The 16302-nt window shown below is 67.5% G+C and carries 13 protein-coding genes and 1 riboswitch; of the genes, 9 read left to right on the forward strand and 4 right to left on the reverse strand.

Annotated elements, in window-relative coordinates; genetic code table 11:
- Nucleotides 1-34: 34 nt before the first annotated feature.
- Nucleotides 35-931 (forward strand): tRNA glutamyl-Q(34) synthetase GluQRS, encoded by an 897-nt coding sequence (gene gluQRS / locus IB257_RS27100; RefSeq protein ID WP_192493100.1) that lies wholly within the window; start codon nt 35-37, stop codon nt 929-931.
- Here gluQRS and IB257_RS27105 read toward each other — a convergent pair.
- Entirely contained in the window at nt 918-3548 is a 2631-nt protein-coding gene (locus IB257_RS27105; protein ID WP_192493101.1) for a GDYXXLXY domain-containing protein, read from the reverse strand. The genes gluQRS and IB257_RS27105 overlap by 14 nt on opposite strands.
- A 62-nt stretch (nt 3549-3610) precedes the next feature.
- Between IB257_RS27105 and IB257_RS27110 the strand changes: the two genes are divergently transcribed.
- The 5 genes from IB257_RS27110 (at nt 3611) to IB257_RS27130 (ending at nt 9969) form a co-directional block, all read left to right on the forward strand.
- A complete protein-coding gene (locus IB257_RS27110; protein ID WP_054455707.1) occupies nt 3611-6235 on the forward strand; it encodes a DNA topoisomerase III in 2625 nt (874 codons plus the stop codon).
- 142 nt (nt 6236-6377) lie between these two features.
- A complete protein-coding gene (locus IB257_RS27115) occupies nt 6378-7436 on the forward strand; it encodes an ABC transporter substrate-binding protein (protein WP_119449796.1) in 1059 nt (352 codons plus the stop codon).
- Complete coding sequence (locus tag IB257_RS27120) at nt 7436-8206, forward strand: ABC transporter ATP-binding protein (RefSeq protein ID WP_054455711.1); 771 nt, start codon at nt 7436-7438, stop codon at nt 8204-8206. The genes IB257_RS27115 and IB257_RS27120 overlap by 1 nt, the downstream gene beginning before the upstream one ends.
- Nucleotides 8207-8219: 13 nt before the next feature.
- Nucleotides 8220-9074 carry an ABC transporter permease gene (locus IB257_RS27125; RefSeq protein WP_175160137.1) on the forward strand — a complete coding sequence of 285 codons (855 nt, stop codon included), beginning with the start codon at nt 8220-8222 and terminating at the stop codon, nt 9072-9074.
- A 115-nt stretch (nt 9075-9189) separates the two neighbouring features.
- On the forward strand, nt 9190-9969 hold the full coding sequence (locus IB257_RS27130; protein ID WP_175181619.1) for an SDR family oxidoreductase: 780 nt from the start codon (nt 9190-9192) through the stop codon (nt 9967-9969).
- Between the two features lie 37 nt (nt 9970-10006).
- On the opposite strand, the gene ilvB is transcribed toward IB257_RS27130, so the two are convergent.
- Nucleotides 10007-11827 (reverse strand): biosynthetic-type acetolactate synthase large subunit, encoded by a 1821-nt coding sequence (ilvB, locus tag IB257_RS27135; RefSeq protein WP_119449794.1) that lies wholly within the window; start codon nt 11825-11827, stop codon nt 10007-10009.
- Nucleotides 11828-11920: 93 nt separating this feature from the next.
- Here ilvB and IB257_RS27140 point away from each other — a divergent pair, with 93 nt between their 5' ends.
- Entirely contained in the window at nt 11921-12391 is a 471-nt protein-coding gene (locus IB257_RS27140) for an Lrp/AsnC family transcriptional regulator (RefSeq protein ID WP_013390823.1), read from the forward strand.
- A gap of 8 nt (nt 12392-12399) precedes the next feature.
- Here IB257_RS27140 and IB257_RS27145 read toward each other — a convergent pair whose 3' ends face one another.
- Nucleotides 12400-13320: a bestrophin family protein gene (locus IB257_RS27145; RefSeq protein ID WP_054455719.1), complete on the reverse strand. Its 921-nt coding sequence runs from the start codon at nt 13318-13320 to the stop codon at nt 12400-12402.
- A gap of 104 nt (nt 13321-13424) precedes the next feature.
- Here IB257_RS27145 and IB257_RS27150 point away from each other — a divergent pair, with 104 nt between their 5' ends.
- The gene (locus IB257_RS27150) at nt 13425-13946 is read left to right on the forward strand and encodes an SET domain-containing protein (protein ID WP_054455721.1); all 522 of its coding nucleotides are present in this window, start codon (nt 13425-13427) and stop codon (nt 13944-13946) included.
- Between the two features lie 111 nt (nt 13947-14057).
- A riboswitch (FMN riboswitch) is annotated at nt 14058-14212 on the forward strand.
- A 111-nt stretch (nt 14213-14323) separates the two neighbouring features.
- A complete protein-coding gene (gene ribB, locus IB257_RS27155; protein WP_192493102.1) occupies nt 14324-15043 on the forward strand; it encodes a 3,4-dihydroxy-2-butanone-4-phosphate synthase in 720 nt (239 codons plus the stop codon).
- 38 nt (nt 15044-15081) lie between these two features.
- Here ribB and IB257_RS27160 read toward each other — a convergent pair whose 3' ends face one another.
- Complete coding sequence (locus tag IB257_RS27160; protein ID WP_175212923.1) at nt 15082-16281, reverse strand: arabinose transporter; 1200 nt, start codon at nt 16279-16281, stop codon at nt 15082-15084.
- Nucleotides 16282-16302: the final 21 nt, after the last annotated feature.

Here is a 16302-nt window from a genome sequence, read left to right on the forward strand (position 1 = left end):
TTACCCGCGCGCATGGCCGCGCGGGCGTCCCATCGTGAATTACGTCGGCCGCTTCGCCCCCAGTCCCAGCGGCCCGCTGCATGCGGGCTCGCTGGTTGCCGCGCTGGCCAGCTGGCTGGACGCGCGTGCCCATGGCGGGCGCTGGCTGCTGCGCATCGAAGACGTGGACACGCCGCGCACGGTGCCCGGCGCTGCCGAGGTCATCATGGGCCAATTGAGCGCGCTGGGCCTGGATTGGGACGGCGACATCATGTGGCAGTCGCGCCGCGGCGACGCCTATCAAGCCGCCTTCGACTCGCTGGCCGCGCGCGGGCTGATCTACGGCTGCGGCTGCACGCGACGCGAAATCGCCGATTCGGCGCTGCGTGGCCAGACCGCGCCCGGGGCCGACGGCGAACGGCCGTATCCCGGCACCTGCCGCCACGGCTTGCCACCAGGCCGCGAGGCCCGCGCCTGGCGCGTGGTCATGCCGGAAGGCGTGGAACATTTCGTTGACCGTTGGCTGGGGCCGCAGGAACAGAACGTGGCGCAAGCCGTGGGCGACATCGCCCTGCGGCGGGCCGACGGCCTGTGGGCCTACCAATTGGCGGCGGTGGTGGACGACGCCGCGCAAGGCGTGACCGATGTGGTGCGTGGCGCGGACCTGCTCAGTTCCACCGCGCGCCAGCGCGTGCTGGGCCGGCTGCTTGGGCTGCCGCCCGTACGCTACCTGCACGTACCGCTGATCCTGGACGCTTCCAGCGGCCTGAAACTGTCCAAGCAGAACGGCGCCCCGCCCATCGACACCGGCGCGCCCCTGGCGGCGCTGATGGCCGCCTGGCACGCCTTGGGCTTCGACCCCGTCGATGCCGGGGACCGCGGCCATTTCCTGCGGGAAGCCACCGCGCAATGGGCGCGGCGTTTCCCGCTGCCCGCCGCTACAGCGGCTTGAGGTCCTGGTCCAGCATCCGGACGAGCAGGGCCTCGCCGTTTTCCGCCACGCGCAACTCGCCGTACTTGGCGACCTGATAGCGCTCGGCCTGGCCTTCCGGGAAGAAATAGGCGTTGGTCACGATGCGCACGCTGTTGTCGCGGATGCGGTAGCGCAGCGGCACTTCGGCATCGGTATGCGGGTGCGTGTCGGGCTGGATGCGTAGCGGCTGCCCGACGCCGCGCGCGTCGGTCTGCAACATTACATAGCCGTCCGGCTCGTAACCCATGACGGAGTCCTCGGCTTCGGGACGCTCGCCGCCCAGCCGCAGGCGCGTGACTTCCCGGCTGGCCGCGAAGTTCAGCGCCATGTAGTCGCCCTGCATGAGCGAACGGGGATCCACCGGCGCCAGTTCCAGAATGACCACCTTGCCCGACGCCAGCAGTTTTTCACGCTGCCAGATGCCGCCGTTGGTGACCGCCAGCACCAGCACCAGGCCGCCCAGGATGGCCAGCGTGCGCCAGCGCAAGGGCGCCGATACCGGCGGCAGAGCCCCGCGCTGCTTGGGCGCAATGGTGCGCATCAGGCGCGGCACCAGCCAGACCAGGGCGCGCAGCACGAACAGCAGCAGCGCGGCGCCGCCCAGCCACAAGGCTTTTTGCAGCAGCGGCACGTCCAATTGGTAGTAATAGACGCCCAGATACGCCAACAGGCTGATCACGCCGAACACCACCACGCGGGACTGGTTCAAGCCGAAGCCCAGCAGCAGCCAGGCCAGCGCGAAGCCCACGCCGGGGCTGGGCAGCCAGAACAGCGCCAGGATCAGCAGGCCGATGGGCACGCCCCAGGTGACGCCCGCCGTCAGCATGTGGCGGCGCGGCCAGAGCACCGCGAAGGCCGCCGCCACGGGCAGCAGCGCGCCGGCCGCGACCAGCACGGCCGTATGCGGATTCAGCTGCCACATGGCGGGCAACTGCTTGATGGAGATGCCGCTGGCCAGCCACACCATGCCTTGCACCGACAGCAGGAAGGCCCAGCCCAGCGGCTGCAGGGCATGGGCGCGCTTGCCGCCCAGGCGATGGCTGACGGTAAAGATGACGGCCGTGGCCCAGGCCCCGGTCACGGCAATGGGCAGCCACAGGAAAGTGGCGCGCAGGGCGTCGAACGCCATCCAGGCGTCCAGCAGGTCCTCTTGCCCCAGGTCGGGCGACAACACGCGCCAGATCAGGCCCGCGCCCGCCGCCGCGATCAGCAGGCCGCTGAGAAAACGCAGGATGACGTCGGGCCCCACCGCGTAGACCGTGGCCGCCATCAGCAGCACGAAGACGCAGGCGCTGGCGAACGAGGTCGAACTGGACAGCCCGAAGATGATCAGGATCTGCCCGGCGAAAGCCATGGCCGTGCCGCACTGGCGCCAGAACGGACCGGCGTCGCTGCGCAGCACCGCCACGCCGGCCGCGCACAGCACCAGCCCGGCCACCAGTGCGCCGCCTTCCGTGGTGATAAAGCCCGAGAAGGCAATGAACACCAGTAGCAGCAAGGTCGCCAACCAGGCGCTCAGGCCCAGCAGGCACTGCACGTACCAGGGCGGATCCGACTGAGGCGCCGGAGCGGCCGCCAGCTGCGCCACGGGCGCCCCGCTGTCCGCCGGGTCCACCGAGTTGCCGGCCGAGGCGGCGGCCGGCTCCGCGTCCGCGCTCGCCGCGACGGCCGCCTGCGGATCGCCCGCCAGGCGCCGCAGCCAGCGCGCGGCCCAGACGGCCTCGGCCATGAGCAGCGCCGCCAGCGGCAGCGCGGCCCAGACGCCGGGCTCCAGGCGCAGCAGCCATTCGCCCGCCACCCGCAGCGACACGCAAATGACACCGGCAGCCAACATGGCCAGGATGATCAGGTCGCGCCGGCCCTTCTGATAATAGAAGCCCAGGCCCAGGGTCACCGCGACCCAGGCGATGCCGTTATAGAGGCCCAGGCCGCGGCCCAGGAAGTCGCCAAGCATCTGGGTCAGCACCAGCACGCTGATCGCCAGGGCAGCCAGGACCCGCGGACCGACCAGGGTGCTGGCGCGCCAGCGGCGGGCAGCCAGCTCCCAGCCCAGCAGCAGCAGCAGGTTCAGGCCGGCCATCATCAGGCCGGGCACGCCCGGGCCGCCCAATATCAGCATCCAGGAAAACACCCGCTCGCCCAGCCACAAGGCCACGGCCACGTTCAGCACCAACGCCCACAGCAGCCAGACGGCCTGGCTGCCGGCGGCCAGCGCCCAGGGCAGCAGCAGCAGCGCCCACCAGGCGAACAGTTCCCAGGTATCGGCGCCAGTCTGGTAAGTTTGGCCTAGTAATGCGAGCAGCGCTCCCAGGAGGATGCCAGCCAGGGCGAGCAGGGCGCCCGGTATGGTGCGCCGCACCCCTGGACTGGCCCGCAGGCGCAATCCGGCCCAGGCAGCGGCCAGCGCGCAAACCGCCAGAAGGCCCTGAACGCCGGCGAAGCGCTGCACTTTTGTCATGTCCTGCCAATTGGCGGCGACCCAGCAAACCGCGGCGCTGCCCAGCAGCAAAACACCTAGCCAGAGGGTGCTGCGCGCCAGAAATTGACGCCAGGCGTGTAGTTCGGATCCCGCTTGTCTTTCAGTGCCGACTTGCATCTGGCGAATCTCCGATCTTATTATCCGCGCTACTACGGCGGGACTGCCGCCACTGGATACACATGAATAAAACGCTGATTATTGCCGAGAAGCCCTCGGTAGCCCTCGATATATCACGCGCCTTGGGAGGCTTTGCGCGCGAGGGCGACTATTTTGAAAGCGAACGTTACGTACTCGCGTCGAGCATCGGCCACTTGCTCAGCTTGGTCGCGCCCAACGATCCGGTCAAGGGAAAGTGGAGCTTTACGCACCTGCCCGTGATTCCGCCCGAATTCGAACTGGGCCCCACCGACAAGAAATCGGCCGAACGGCTCAAGCTGCTGGTCCGCCTGGCCAAGCGCAAGGACGTCGATGCCATCATCAACGCCTGTGACGCCGGGCGCGAAGGCGAACTGATCTTCCGCTACATCATTCAGTACGCGGGCGTGAAGAAGCCGATCCAGCGCCTCTGGCTGCAGTCGATGACCCAGGCCGCCATCCGCGAAGCCTTCGCCAACCTGCGCGACGACGTCCAGCTCAAGCCGCTGGAAGCGGCCGCGCGCTCGCGCGCCGAAGCCGACTGGCTGGTGGGCATCAACGGCACCCGCGCCATGACCGCCTTCAACAGCAAGGACGGCGGCTTCTTCAAGACCCCGGTCGGCCGGGTGCAGACGCCCACGCTGGCCATCGTGGCCGAACGCGAGGAGCGTATCCGCCGCTTCGTGCCGCGCGACTACTGGGAAGTGCGCGCCACCTTCGTGGCGGCCGCCGGCCTGTACGAAGGCCGCTGGATCGACCCGGAATTCAAGAAAGACGACCGCGACCCCGAAAAGCGCGAATCGCGCCTGTGGTCGCAGGCCGCCGCCCAGAGCGTGGTGGCCGCCTGCCGCGAACAGCCCGGCAACGTCACGGAAGAGTCCAAGCCGTCGACCCAGATGTCGCCGGCCCTGTATGACCTGACTTCGCTGCAGCGCGAGGCCAACGGCCGTTTCGGCTTTTCGGCCAAGACCACGCTGGCGCTGGCGCAGACCCTGTACGAACGCCACAAGGCGCTGACCTACCCGCGTACCGACTCGCGCTACCTGCCCGAGGACTACATCAACACCGTCAAGGAGACGATGCGTGCATTGGCGCAGGGCGGCTCCAACGCGGTGGGCGGCCTGGCCCGCCACGCCGGCACGGTGGTCAGCGAGAACTGGGTCAAGCCCAACCGCCGCATCTTCGACAACAAGAAGGTGTCGGATCACTTTGCCATCATCCCCACGCTGCAGATCCCGCACGACCTGAGCGAGGCCGAGGCCAAGCTGTACGACCTGGTGCTCAAGCGCTTCCTGGCGGTGTTCTTCCCCGCCGCGGAATACCGCGTCACCACCCGCATGACCGAAGTGCAGGGGCATCGCTTCCGCACCGACGGCAAGGTGCTGGTCAGCCCGGGATGGCTGGCCGTCTACGGCAAGGAAGCCCAAGGCGAAGACGCCAACCTGGTGCCCGTGGCGGACGGCGAGACCGTGCGCACCGAGGACGTGGAAGCCGTCGGCCTGACCACCAAACCGCCGGCGCGCTTTAACGAAGGCACGCTGCTGTCGGCCATGGAAGGCGCGGGCAAGCTGGTGGACGACGAGGAACTGCGCGAAGCGATGTCCGAGCGCGGCCTGGGCACGCCGGCCACGCGCGCCGCCATCATCGAAGGCCTGCTCAACGAAAGCTACCTGCGCCGCGAAGGCCGCGACCTGGTGCCCACCGCCAAGGCGCGCCAGCTGATGACGCTCTTGTCCGGCCTGGACGTGACCGAACTGACCTCGCCAGAACTCACCGGCGAATGGGAGCACAAGCTCAAGCAGATCGAGCAGGGCGGACTGGGCCGCGAGGCCTTCATGCGCGAGATCGCGCAGATGACGCAAGTCATCGTCAAGCGCGCCAAGGAATACGAGCGCGACACGGTGCCGGGCGACTACGCCACGCTGCAGACGCCGTGCCCCAAGTGCGGCGCCGTGGTGAAGGAAAACTATCGCCGCTTTGCCTGCACCGCCTGCGACTTTTCCATCGGCAAGCATCCGGGCGGCCGCACCTTCGAACTGCCCGAAGTGGAAGAGCTGCTGGCCAAGCGCGAAATCGGTCCGCTGCAAGGCTTCATCAGCAAGATGGGCCGACCGTTCGCCGCCATCCTGCGCATCAGCGACGAGTACAAGCTGGAATTCGACTTCGGCCAGAACGACGAGGACGACTCCGAGGCCGTGGACTTCTCCGGCCACACACCGGTGGGCTCCTGCCCCAAGTGCCAGTCGCGCGTGTTCGAGCACGGCATGAGCTACGTCTGCGAGAAATCCGTCGGCCCCGAAAAGAGCTGCGATTTCCGTTCGGGCAAGGTCATCCTGCAGCAGGAGATCTCGCGCGAGCAGATGGAAAAGCTGCTGACCAATGGCCGCACCGACCTGCTCGACGGCTTCGTCTCCAGCCGCACCAACCGCAAGTTCAAGGCCTTCCTCGTCCGCCAGCCGGACGGCAAGATCGGCTTCGAGTTCGAGCCGCGTCCTGAAAAGCCCGGCCGCGCACCGGCCAAGACGGCCGCCAAGACCGCGACCAAGACCGCCGCAAAGAAAGCGCCGGCCAAGAAGGCCGCGGTGAAGAAGACCGCCACCAAGACGGCCACGAAAACGGCCGCCAAGAAAGCGGTGAAGAAGGCTGCGCCGAAAAAGACCGCCGCGTAAAACGGGCGCGGCGCCTGGCGCCGCCGCCTCCCGACCATCGCGCACGACGCCCGGGCAACCGGGCGTTTTCCATTGTTGGACGCCAGTTGCTGGGGTATTGTCTACGCCAAACCGCTGCAACCAGACCTATTCCGAGGACGACATGAGCAACAGCCCCGACTTCACCACCCGCCGCCGCGTGCTGGCCGCCGCAGGCGCGTTGGCCAGCATCAGCCTGGTCAATGGCCGCGTCGCGTTCGCCCAGCCCAAGCTGGGCCGCGTCGTCTACGGCCAGGGCAGCATCGACCCGTTCTTTGCCGCGGGTTATGTGGCGCTGAAAAAGGGCTACTTCGGCGAAGGCGGGCTGGAAGTCGAATACCTGAATTCGCAAAGCGGCCCGCGCACCAACCAGCTGCTGGCCGCGGGCCAGATCGCGTTCGGCGCCACCGCCGCCACGGCCGCCCCCGCGCTCACCTTGGCCGGCAAGCCCGCCACGCTGGTGTTCGGCTTTGACCGCAAGCTCACCTACGCCAACGTCATCGTGCGCCGCGAGGACTTTGAAAGCGGCAAGATCAAATCGCTGAAGGACCTGGCCGGCAAGCGCGTGGGCGCGACCCAGCCGCAGTCCAGCACCTGGCTGATGGCGCTGTACCTGATGCAGAAGGCCGGCGTGGCCGACAAGGTTGACATCCGCCCGCTGGGCGACCTGGCCACCATGCTGGGCGCGCTCAAGACCGGCTCCGTGTCCGCCAGCATGGCCACCATGTCCATGATGGAACAGGCGCAACAGGAAGGCTGGGGCGTGCCCATCTTCGACGCCACGACCGAGAGTTCGTGGAACGAATTCATGGGCGGCGACGTGCCCGGCATCGCGGCCCTGACCCTGCAGGACACCATCCAGAAGCGCCCGGAAGTGGTGCAGGCCTTCGTGACCGCGCTGGTGCGCGCGCAGGACTTCATCAGCGCCAACAGCGCCGCCGCCGTCACCGACGCGATCTACGACGATTACCTGAACGCCTTCCCGCGCGCCGCCATCGAGAAGACGCTGGGCGTCTACAAGGAAACGGTGTTCCTGAAGGACAACATCATCACCCAGGACGCCTATGACCGCATGACGGCCATCATGGGCGACGGCCGCCAGTTCTCCAATGACGAGATCAAGACCGTGCCCTACGACCGTTGCGTGAACATGAGCTTCGTGCGCCGCGCCCGGGGCCTCTGATGATCACGCTGGACAAGGTGGGCAAGGCCTACCAGACGCGCCAGGCCACCACACACGCGGTGGGCGAGGTCAGCCTGACGATCCCGGAAGGCGAGTTCGTCTCCATCGTCGGGCCGTCCGGCTGCGGCAAGAGCACCTTGCTGAACATGATCGCGGGTTTCCTGCGCCCCACCACCGGCACGATCCACGTGGACGGGCGGATCGTGGACGGGCAGGTGCCGCCGGCCCTGGGCTACATCTTCCAGAAGGACACGCTGCTGCCCTGGTTCAGCGTGAGGAAGAACGTGGCGCTGGGCCTGAAGTTCCAGGGCGTGGCCGCCGACAAGATCGAGCGCCGCGTGGCGGAACTACTGGAAATGGGCCACCTGAGCCAGTTCGCCGACGCCTTTCCGCACCAGTTGTCGGGCGGCATGCGGCGGCGCGTGGCGCTCTTGATGAGCCTGGCGGTCGAACCGCGCATCCTGCTGCTGGACGAGCCCTTCGGCGCGCTGGACACGCACACCAAGACCCACCTGCATCGCGAATTGATCGAGATCTGGCGCAAGCTGGGCCAGACCATCGTCATGGTCACGCACGACCTGGACGAAGCCATCCTGCTGTCCGATCGCGTGGTGGTGCTGTCCGGCCCGCCCAGCCGCGTGCTGCTGGACGAGCGCATCGAGATCCCGCATCCGCGCGATGTCTTCACGCTGCGCGAAACGCCGCAGTTCGTGACCCATGTGCAAAGCCTCTGGAGTGTGCTGGGACAGCAGTTCCGCGCCGCCGCCTGAATCCCTACGCGTCATGACCACCTCTTACTCCGCCGATTCCCTGCAGGACCAGCTGCGGCTGGACCGCCGCGCCAGCATCGCGCGCCGGCTGCGCATCACCCTGTGGCAGGTGCTGATACTCGCCGTCATCCTGGGCTCCTGGGAGATACTCACGCGCATCCCCTGGTTCGCCCAGAACACACTGTTCGATCCCTTCTTCATCAGCCAGCCCTCGCGGGTGGCCGTGCGCCTGTGGGAATGGCTGCAGCCCGGCCCGCGTTCGGTCTGGCCGCACCTGTGGCTGACCTTGCAGGCCACCATGGTGGGACTGCTGGTGGGCGTGGGCAGCGGCTTCGTGGTGGGCATGACGCTCAGCCGCAGCCGCTTCCTGGCCGACGTGTTCAATCCCTTCATCGTGGCCTTCAACTCGATGCCGCGCATCGCCTTCGTGCCGCTCATCACCATGTTCTTCGGCCTGGGCCTTGCCTCCAAGGTGGTGACGTCATGGTTCGTGGTGTTCTTCCTGGTGTTCTTCAACACCTACAAGGGCGGACGCGCAGTAGAACGCGAACTGGTGGATTTCTGCCGCACGCTGGGCGGCTCGCCGCGCCAGATCCTGTGGCGCGTGCGCATCCCGACCGCGGCCGCGTGGACCTTCGCGGCCTTGCCGAATGCCATCAGCTTTGCGCTGATCGGCGTGGTGCTGGCGGAGTTCGTCGGCTCCACCACGGGCATGGGCTATCTGATGATCACCGCGCTGGCGACGCTGAACGCCACCGACATGTTCGCGGCGGTGACGCTGCTGTCCATCGTCGGCATCGCGCTGGTTTATTGTGTGACCTGGCTGGAACGCCGGCTGCTGCATTGGGCGCCGGAATTCCGAGAATAGATAAATCCCCCCCCCCCGCAGCGCTGCGCGCTTCCCCCCCAGGGGGTGCCGCTGCGGACCGGCGGAGCCGGATCCGCGCGGCCCTGATTGAGATAGAGCACTTTGGACGACTGACATGAACACGCTGCCGTATCTGCGCAATTTCGACCTGACGGGACAAGTCGCCCTGGTGACCGGCTCGGCCCGCGGGCTGGGCTTCTGTATCGCACGCGCATTGGCCGGCTGCGGCGCGCGCGTGCTGATCAACGGCCGCAACGCAGAAGCCGTCGCTGCCGCGGCGGCTGAATTGACCGCCGCCGGCCTGGATGCGCATGCGCTGCCTTTTGACATCAGCGACGACGCCGCCATGGAACGCGCTTTCCAGGACATAGACCGCGACCACCGCCGCCTGGACATCCTGGTGAACAACGTCGGCGCGCGCAACCGCAAGACGCTGCGCGACACCAGTCCCGCCGAGATCCGCGAGCTTATCGACACCGACATGGTCGCTGGCATGCTGCTGGCCAAGTTTGCCGCCGAGCGCATGGTGCGCCAGGGCAGCGGCCGCCTGATCGCCATCACCTCGGTGGTGGGCGAGCTGGCGCGCTCGGGCGATGCGGTCTATCCCGCGGCCAAGCAGGGGTTGACGGGCATGGTGCGCGCGCTGGCGGCAGAGTTCGGCGGCCACGGCATCACCAGCAACGCCATCGCGCCCGGCACCTTCGCCACCGAGACCAATGCCGCCATGGTGGCGGACCCCGATGTGGGCCCGCGCATCGCCACGCGCAATCCCATGGGACGCTGGGGCGAACCGGAGGAAATCGCGGGCGCCGCCGTATTCCTGGCGTCGCCCGCGGCGTCATATGTGAACGGGCACGTGCTGGTGGTGGACGGCGGTTTGTCGATCCAGTTCTGAAGCAGGGCGCTGGGCTGCGCATGCAGCCCAACGGCGATCAGGTCGTCTCGTCCTGATACCAGACGCCTTCGGCCAGCATCATCTTCTGATGCCCGTGCCCGGCAGGCATCATCGGGAAGCAGTTCTCCTGCGCCGCGACCGCCACGTCCAGGAAGTAGGGGCCGTCATGCGCCAGGCATTCGGCGAGCGCGGCATCCAGCTTTGCCGGATCGTCCACGCGGGCCGCGCCCCAGCCGAAGGCGCGGGCCAACGCCACGAAGTCGGGCAGCGAGGCGTTGTAGCTGTGGCTGTAGCGCCCGCCGTGGATCAGCTCCTGCCATTGCCGCACCATGCCCATGTAGCCGTTGTTGCACAACACGACCTTGACGGGCGTCTGGTGCTGCATGGCGGTGGACAGTTCCTGGATGTTCATCAGCACCGACGCGTCGCCGCTGACGCAGACCACGGTCTTGTCCGGGTGAGCAACCTGCGCGCCGATGGCGGCGGGCACGCCATAGCCCATGGTGCCGGCGCCGCCGGAGGTCAGCCAGCGGTTGGGCTTGTCGAAGCGCAGGTACTGCGCGGCCCACATCTGGTGCTGGCCCACGTCGGTGGAAACGATGGCATCGCGGTCGGACAGCGCGTCGTTCAGGCGCGCCATCAGATGCTGCGGCAGGATCGCGTCGGCCGCCGGGGTATAGCCCAGGCAGTCCTGGGCGCGCCAGGCGTCGATACGCTTGTACCAGGGCGCCAGCCGCGCCGCGTCCATGGGTTCCTCGCCGAGTTCGGCGCGCAGCGCGCGCACCAGCGGCAGGCAGTCGCCCACCAGCGCCACGTCCACGCGCACCACCTTGTTGATGGAAGCCGGGTCGATGTCGATGTGGATCTTGCGCGCATGCGGGCAGAACTCCGACAGCTTGCCTGTGATGCGGTCATCGAAGCGGGCGCCGATGCAGACCACCAGGTCGGCGTTGTGCATGGCCAGGTTGGCCTCGACCGTGCCGTGCATGCCCAGCATGCCGACGAACTGCGCGTCGGATGCGGGGAATGCGCCCAGGCCCATCAGGGTCAGGGTGCAGGGCGCGCCGGTGTGGCGCACCAGGTCGGTAAAGGCCTCGCAGGCCTCGGGGCCGGCGTTCACCAGCCCGCCGCCGCCGTAGAAGATGGGGCGCTTGGCCTGCGCGATCAAGGCGGCGGCGCGACGCACGGCCGACTGCGGCAGCTTGGGCGCCAGCTTGCCCGCCTGGCGGCGTGCGCGCAGCGCAGCCAGCTTCTGTTGCGAGGGCACGGCATCATCGTCCGCGTCGCGAGGCACGGCCAGTTGCACGTCCTTGGGGAAATCCAGCAGCACCGGGCCGGGGCGGCCCTGGCGGGTCAGCTCAAAAGCGCGGGCCGTCACCGCTGCCACGTCGTCCACCGAACGGACCTGCGTATTCCATTTGGTCACGGAGCGCGAGATGCCGATGGCGTCGCACTCCTGGAAGGCGTCCGTGCCGATGGCGGCCGTGGCAACCTGGCCGCTGATACAGAGCACCGGGATCGAATCGCACATGGCATCCAGCAGGCCGGACGTGGTGTTGGCCATGCCCGGACCGGAAGTGACGAAGACCACGCCGGTGCGGCCGGTGCTGCGAGCATAGCCTTCGGCAGCATGCACGGCGGCCTGTTCGTGGCGTACCAGCACGTGGCGCAGGCGCGGCTCGGCGTACAGGGCGTCGTACAGCGGCAGCACCGCGCCGCCGGGGTACCCGAAAATGGTATCCACGCCACACGCGATCAGCGTATCGAGCAGAATTTTCGCCCCGTTGTCAGCGGGGCGTTCAGTGGCGGCAAGCGCGGCGGCGGCGGTGGGGTGCAGGCGATCGTTCATGCTATCTATCTTATTCGTAGATCGGAAGAATATTTATCTTCTTTTCCACGGATAACCGATGAACGGAGTAAATTTATCTTTGATTTTAAGGAATCAAAGAAAATGAACCTGGACAAATTTGATCTCGCCATACTCAAGGTGCTGCAGGACAACGCGCGCGCCAGCCTGAACGACATCGGCGCGGCGGTGGGCCTGTCGTCCACGCCGTGCTGGAACCGCATCAAGCGCATGGAAAGCGCAGGCGTCATCCGCGGCTATACGGTGGACATCGATCCGGCCAGTCTGGGCTTCATGGACACAGTGATCGTCCACGTCACCCTGGAGAGCCACAGCGAGGAAACGCTGTACGAGTTCGGCCGGGCGCTGGCGCAGATACCCGAGGTCCTCGAAGCCTTCCTGGTCTCGGGCGACTACGACTATTACATCCGCATCGCCGTGCGCGACACCCGCGACTACGAACGGCTGCTGCGCGAACAGCTCTACCGCATCCCGGGCATCCGGCACAGCAAATCCTGCTTCGTGCTGCGCCGGTTGAAGGAAACCAAGCTGCCTTTGACGGGATTGGCGGAATAGGCTCCGCCCTAGCGCAGCACGAAATCCACCGGCACGGCGGGCTCGGGCAGAGGCCGCACGCCCAGGCCTTCCAGGAGGTCGATCTCGATCACCCGGGCCAGCGCCGACAGCGGCAGGTCGTTCTCGTCGGAGCCGAAGGGGTCTTCCAGTTCATCACCCACCGCGTCCAGGCCGAAGAAGGTGTAGGCCACGATGGTGACGGCGGCCGGCATCATGTATTCCAGCGTGCCCACCAGGCCGAAGGGCAGCAACAGGCAGAACAGCCAGGCCGTGCGATGCAGCAGCAGCGAATAGGCGAAGGGCGAGGGCGTGAACTTGATGCGCTCGCAAGCCGCCTGGATGGCGGCGCAGGCGGCCACGCGCTGGGTCAGGGCCTGGTACAGGATGTCGCTCAGCTCCCCGCGCCGCAGACAGGCCGCCAGGTCGCGGTTGATGGCCATGAGCAGGGCGTCAGGCACGTTGCGGCAGCCGTTGAGGGTCTCGGCCTCGTCCTGCTGCACCCAGGGGCGCGCGGCAGAAGCCATGTCTTCCTGACGCAGCCGCGCCGCCAGCGCGTAGCCGAAGCCGATGCAACGGCGCACGATGCGTTCCTGCACCGGGTTGGCGGTGCTGGCCGCCAGCAGCACCGCGCTTTCGCGCGCCAGGCTGCGCGCCTGCACGATCAGTTCGCCCCATTGCTTGCGCGCTTCCCACCAGCGGTCGTAGCAGACGTTGTTGCGAAAGCCCATGAACACGGACAGGGCCAGGCCGAACAGCGAGAACGGCACCGCCGACAGATGGGCGGGCGAGAACCATGCCTGGTGGTACATCCACACCACGAAGCAGGACAGCGCCGTGATGACGAGGATGCGGCTGAGGATCCGCGGGATGATGGACCCGCGCAAGACAAAGAACAAAGCCAGCGCGGAAGGACGCGGACGGACAATCATGGTGCTAACCGGAGGAACAAGGCGGCGCACACTATACGCCCATCAAGCTGTCAAAAACGCGCCGATATAATTCTGTTTCGTCTCACCGCCACTTCCATCGAGCAATGACCAACGAAGACACCCCGATCAAGCCCTGGTATGCCGTCCGCCGCTCCAAGCTGCACGGCAACGGCGTCTTCGCCGCGCGCAAGATTCCCGCGGGCACGCGCATCATCGAGTACGGCGGCGAACGCATCAGCGCCAAGGAAGCCGACCGCCGTCATCCGACCAATCCGGACGATCCCTTCCACACTTTCTTCTTCGCGCTGAGCTCCGGCCGCGTGATCGACGGCGGCGACCAGGGCAATGATGCGCGCTGGATCAACCATTCCTGCCAGCCCAACTGCGAAGCCCAGGAAGGCAAGCACGGCAAGCGCGTCTACATCGTCGCGCTGCAGGACATTCCGCGCGGCACCGAGCTGTCGTATGACTACGGCCTGGTGCTGGACGGCCGCATCACCAAGAAACTGAAGGAAGGCTACCGCTGCCTCTGCGGCACGCCGCCGTGCCGCGGCACCATGCTGGCGCTGCCGGCCAAGAAGAAAAAGAAAGCCGACGAGCCCGAGGCCGTCGAAGCCGGCGCCTGAGCATGGGCGGGGTCCGACCCCGCCCCGCCGAAGACCCCAGGCGCAGCAAGCGTATTCCGGCCCCAGCCCCGGACAGGCGTACAATCCGCAAGGTCGTTAACACGACATGCAGTACGTCTTCAGGGCGGGGTGTAATTCCCCACCGGCGGTATGCCATGCAATATGGCGAGCCCGCGAGCGCCCGGCGTCCTTCACGGACACCGGGGTCAGCAGATCTGGTGAGATGCCAGGGCCGACGGTCATAGTCCGGATGAGAGAAGATGTGCCGGCACAACGGTAGCACCGGGCGCACCCGCGCCCGGACTGCCGTATTGCGTTCGGCTGTCGAGTAGCCCTGAAACGTTTTTCGCCCCTTTCAACTTGCGAGAGCGTTTCAAATGTCCAACGTTACCCTTACCCCGCAGTCCCCCATCCCCAGCCTGGCTTTGCAGCCTTTTGCCGCCCGCTTGCAGCGCGCCCTGCATCATCTGCGCCTGGGCCGTCCCGTCATTCTCATGGACGATTTCGACCGCGAGAACGAAGCCGACCTGATCGTGGCCGCCGACAAGCTGACCGTGCCTGTGATGGCGCAGCTGATTCGCGACGGCAGCGGCATCGTCTGCCTGTGCCTGCCCGGCGAAACCCTGGACCGGCTTGAATTGCCCCCCATGGTCCAGCGCAACCAGAGCCGCTTTGCCACCGCCTTCACCGTTTCCATCGAAGCGCGCGAAGGAGTCAGCACCGGCGTGTCGGCCGTGGACCGCGTCACCACCATCCGCGCCGCCATTTCGCCGTCGGCGCAAAGCGATGACATCGTCAGCCCGGGCCATGTGTTCCCGCTGCGCGCCCAGCCGGGCGGCGTGCTGACCCGCCGCGGCCACACCGAAGGCTCGGTGGACCTGGCCGTGCTGGCCGGCCTGCGCCCGGCCGGCGTACTGTGCGAACTGATGAATGCCGACGGCACGATGATGCGCGGCGCCGCGCTTGAGCGCTATGCCGCGCAGCACGGATTGGTGGCGCTGACCATCGCGGAACTGGCCGACCATCTGCAACAGCTGAAGGACGGCCAGGCCGAGGCGATCGACGACGAAGTGCTGGAGATGGCCGCGACGGTCTGATCTTGAGCAGGCGGCGCCGGAACCGGCGGCCGCCTTTTTTACCTACGCGTCCTGAGCGCCATGGCGACGACCATCGCCGCCAGCGCGCACGCGCCGCCCATCGCATACACCGCGCCATAGCCTTGCTCGCCGGCCAGCCAGCCCGCCGCCGGGCTGCTCAGTCCCAAAGCCACGTCCAGGAAGGCCACATACGCCCCCATGGCAGCGCCCCGGCTGGCCGCCGGCACGCGGCGCACGGCTTCCACGCCAAAAGCGGGGAATGCCAGCGAATAGCCCGCGCCCGTCAGCAGCGCGCCGGCATAGGCCCATGCCGGCGTGGTTCCGGCCCAGATCAGCCACTGCCCCGCCGCTTCAATCAGCACGCACACCAGCGCCACGCGTGCGCCGCCCAGCTTGTCCGGCAGGCCGGCAAAGAACACCCGCGCCAGGATGAAGCCCACGCCGAACGCAGTGAACATCCACGCTGCGCCATCCCAACCACGCTGCGAAAACAGCAGGCTGACGAACGCAGTGATCACGCCAAAGCCGACGCTGGCCAGCGCCAGGCCCGCGCCGGGCAGCAGCACCAGACCCAGCACTTTGTAGAAAGGCGTACGCACGCCGCCTGCCGCACGCACCCCGCGCAAAGGCAGCACCAGCGCCAGGGCCGCCAGGGGAATCAGCGCCGTGGCCCAGGCGATACCCGCAAAGCCCGTGACGCCGTAGAGCCGCATGCCGGCGGGCGCGCCCAGCGCATAGGCGGCGTAGATCGCCACGCCGACCCAGGCCATCACGCGGCCCGCGTTCTGCGGCCCCACGCGGCCCACGCCCCAACTCAGGGCGCCGGTGACGATCAGGCTTTCGGCGCAGCCCATCAGCGCGCGTCCGGCCAAGAGCGCGGCCAGCGCCGCCTGCGGCCGCGCCGACAGGTCATCGGCCAGCAGATAGAACAGGCCCGCGATGGAGCCCAGCACAAAACCGCCCACCACCGCGCGCTTGGCGCCGCGGCGGTCGGCAAGCGAGCCCGCATAGGCGCGCGACAACAGGGCGGCGGCGAACTGCAGGCCGGCCACCACCCCGACCACCAGCGCGCCCAGCGCCAGCGTGCCGTCCACATACAGAGGCAGCACCGGCATGGGCAGGCCAATCATGAAGAACCCGACGAATACCGCCAGCGCGAGCGGCAGCACTTGCGCGAAGACAGAGCGCACGGGCCCCTGGGCCGCGGGCATGGCCCCGGCCGTCGATGAATGCGACATTGAATTTCCTTAAGTGAGAGA

The sequence above is a fragment of the Achromobacter sp. ACM03 genome (assembly GCF_014851665.1).
Classification (GTDB): Bacteria; Pseudomonadota; Gammaproteobacteria; order Burkholderiales; family Burkholderiaceae_B; genus Achromobacter; species Achromobacter aegrifaciens.

Excerpts from the sequence above, each read along its gene's own strand:
- IB257_RS27120 (WP_054455711.1), top strand. The coding sequence starts at position 7,436 with ATGATCACGCTGGACAAGGTGGGCAAGGCCTACCAGACGCGCCAGGCC.
- ribB (WP_192493102.1), top strand. The coding sequence starts at position 14,324 with ATGTCCAACGTTACCCTTACCCCGCAGTCCCCCATCCCCAGCCTGGCT.
- IB257_RS27150 (WP_054455721.1), top strand. The coding sequence starts at position 13,425 with ATGACCAACGAAGACACCCCGATCAAGCCCTGGTATGCCGTCCGCCGC.
- IB257_RS27105 (WP_192493101.1), bottom strand. The coding sequence starts at position 3,548 with ATGCAAGTCGGCACTGAAAGACAAGCGGGATCCGAACTACACGCCTGG.
- IB257_RS27115 (WP_119449796.1), top strand. The coding sequence starts at position 6,378 with ATGAGCAACAGCCCCGACTTCACCACCCGCCGCCGCGTGCTGGCCGCC.
- IB257_RS27130 (WP_175181619.1), top strand. The coding sequence starts at position 9,190 with ATGAACACGCTGCCGTATCTGCGCAATTTCGACCTGACGGGACAAGTC.
- IB257_RS27160 (WP_175212923.1), bottom strand. The coding sequence starts at position 16,281 with ATGTCGCATTCATCGACGGCCGGGGCCATGCCCGCGGCCCAGGGGCCC.
- IB257_RS27145 (WP_054455719.1), bottom strand. The coding sequence starts at position 13,320 with ATGATTGTCCGTCCGCGTCCTTCCGCGCTGGCTTTGTTCTTTGTCTTG.
- IB257_RS27110 (WP_054455707.1), top strand. The coding sequence starts at position 3,611 with ATGAATAAAACGCTGATTATTGCCGAGAAGCCCTCGGTAGCCCTCGAT.
- IB257_RS27125 (WP_175160137.1), top strand. The coding sequence starts at position 8,220 with ATGACCACCTCTTACTCCGCCGATTCCCTGCAGGACCAGCTGCGGCTG.
- IB257_RS27140 (WP_013390823.1), top strand. The coding sequence starts at position 11,921 with ATGAACCTGGACAAATTTGATCTCGCCATACTCAAGGTGCTGCAGGAC.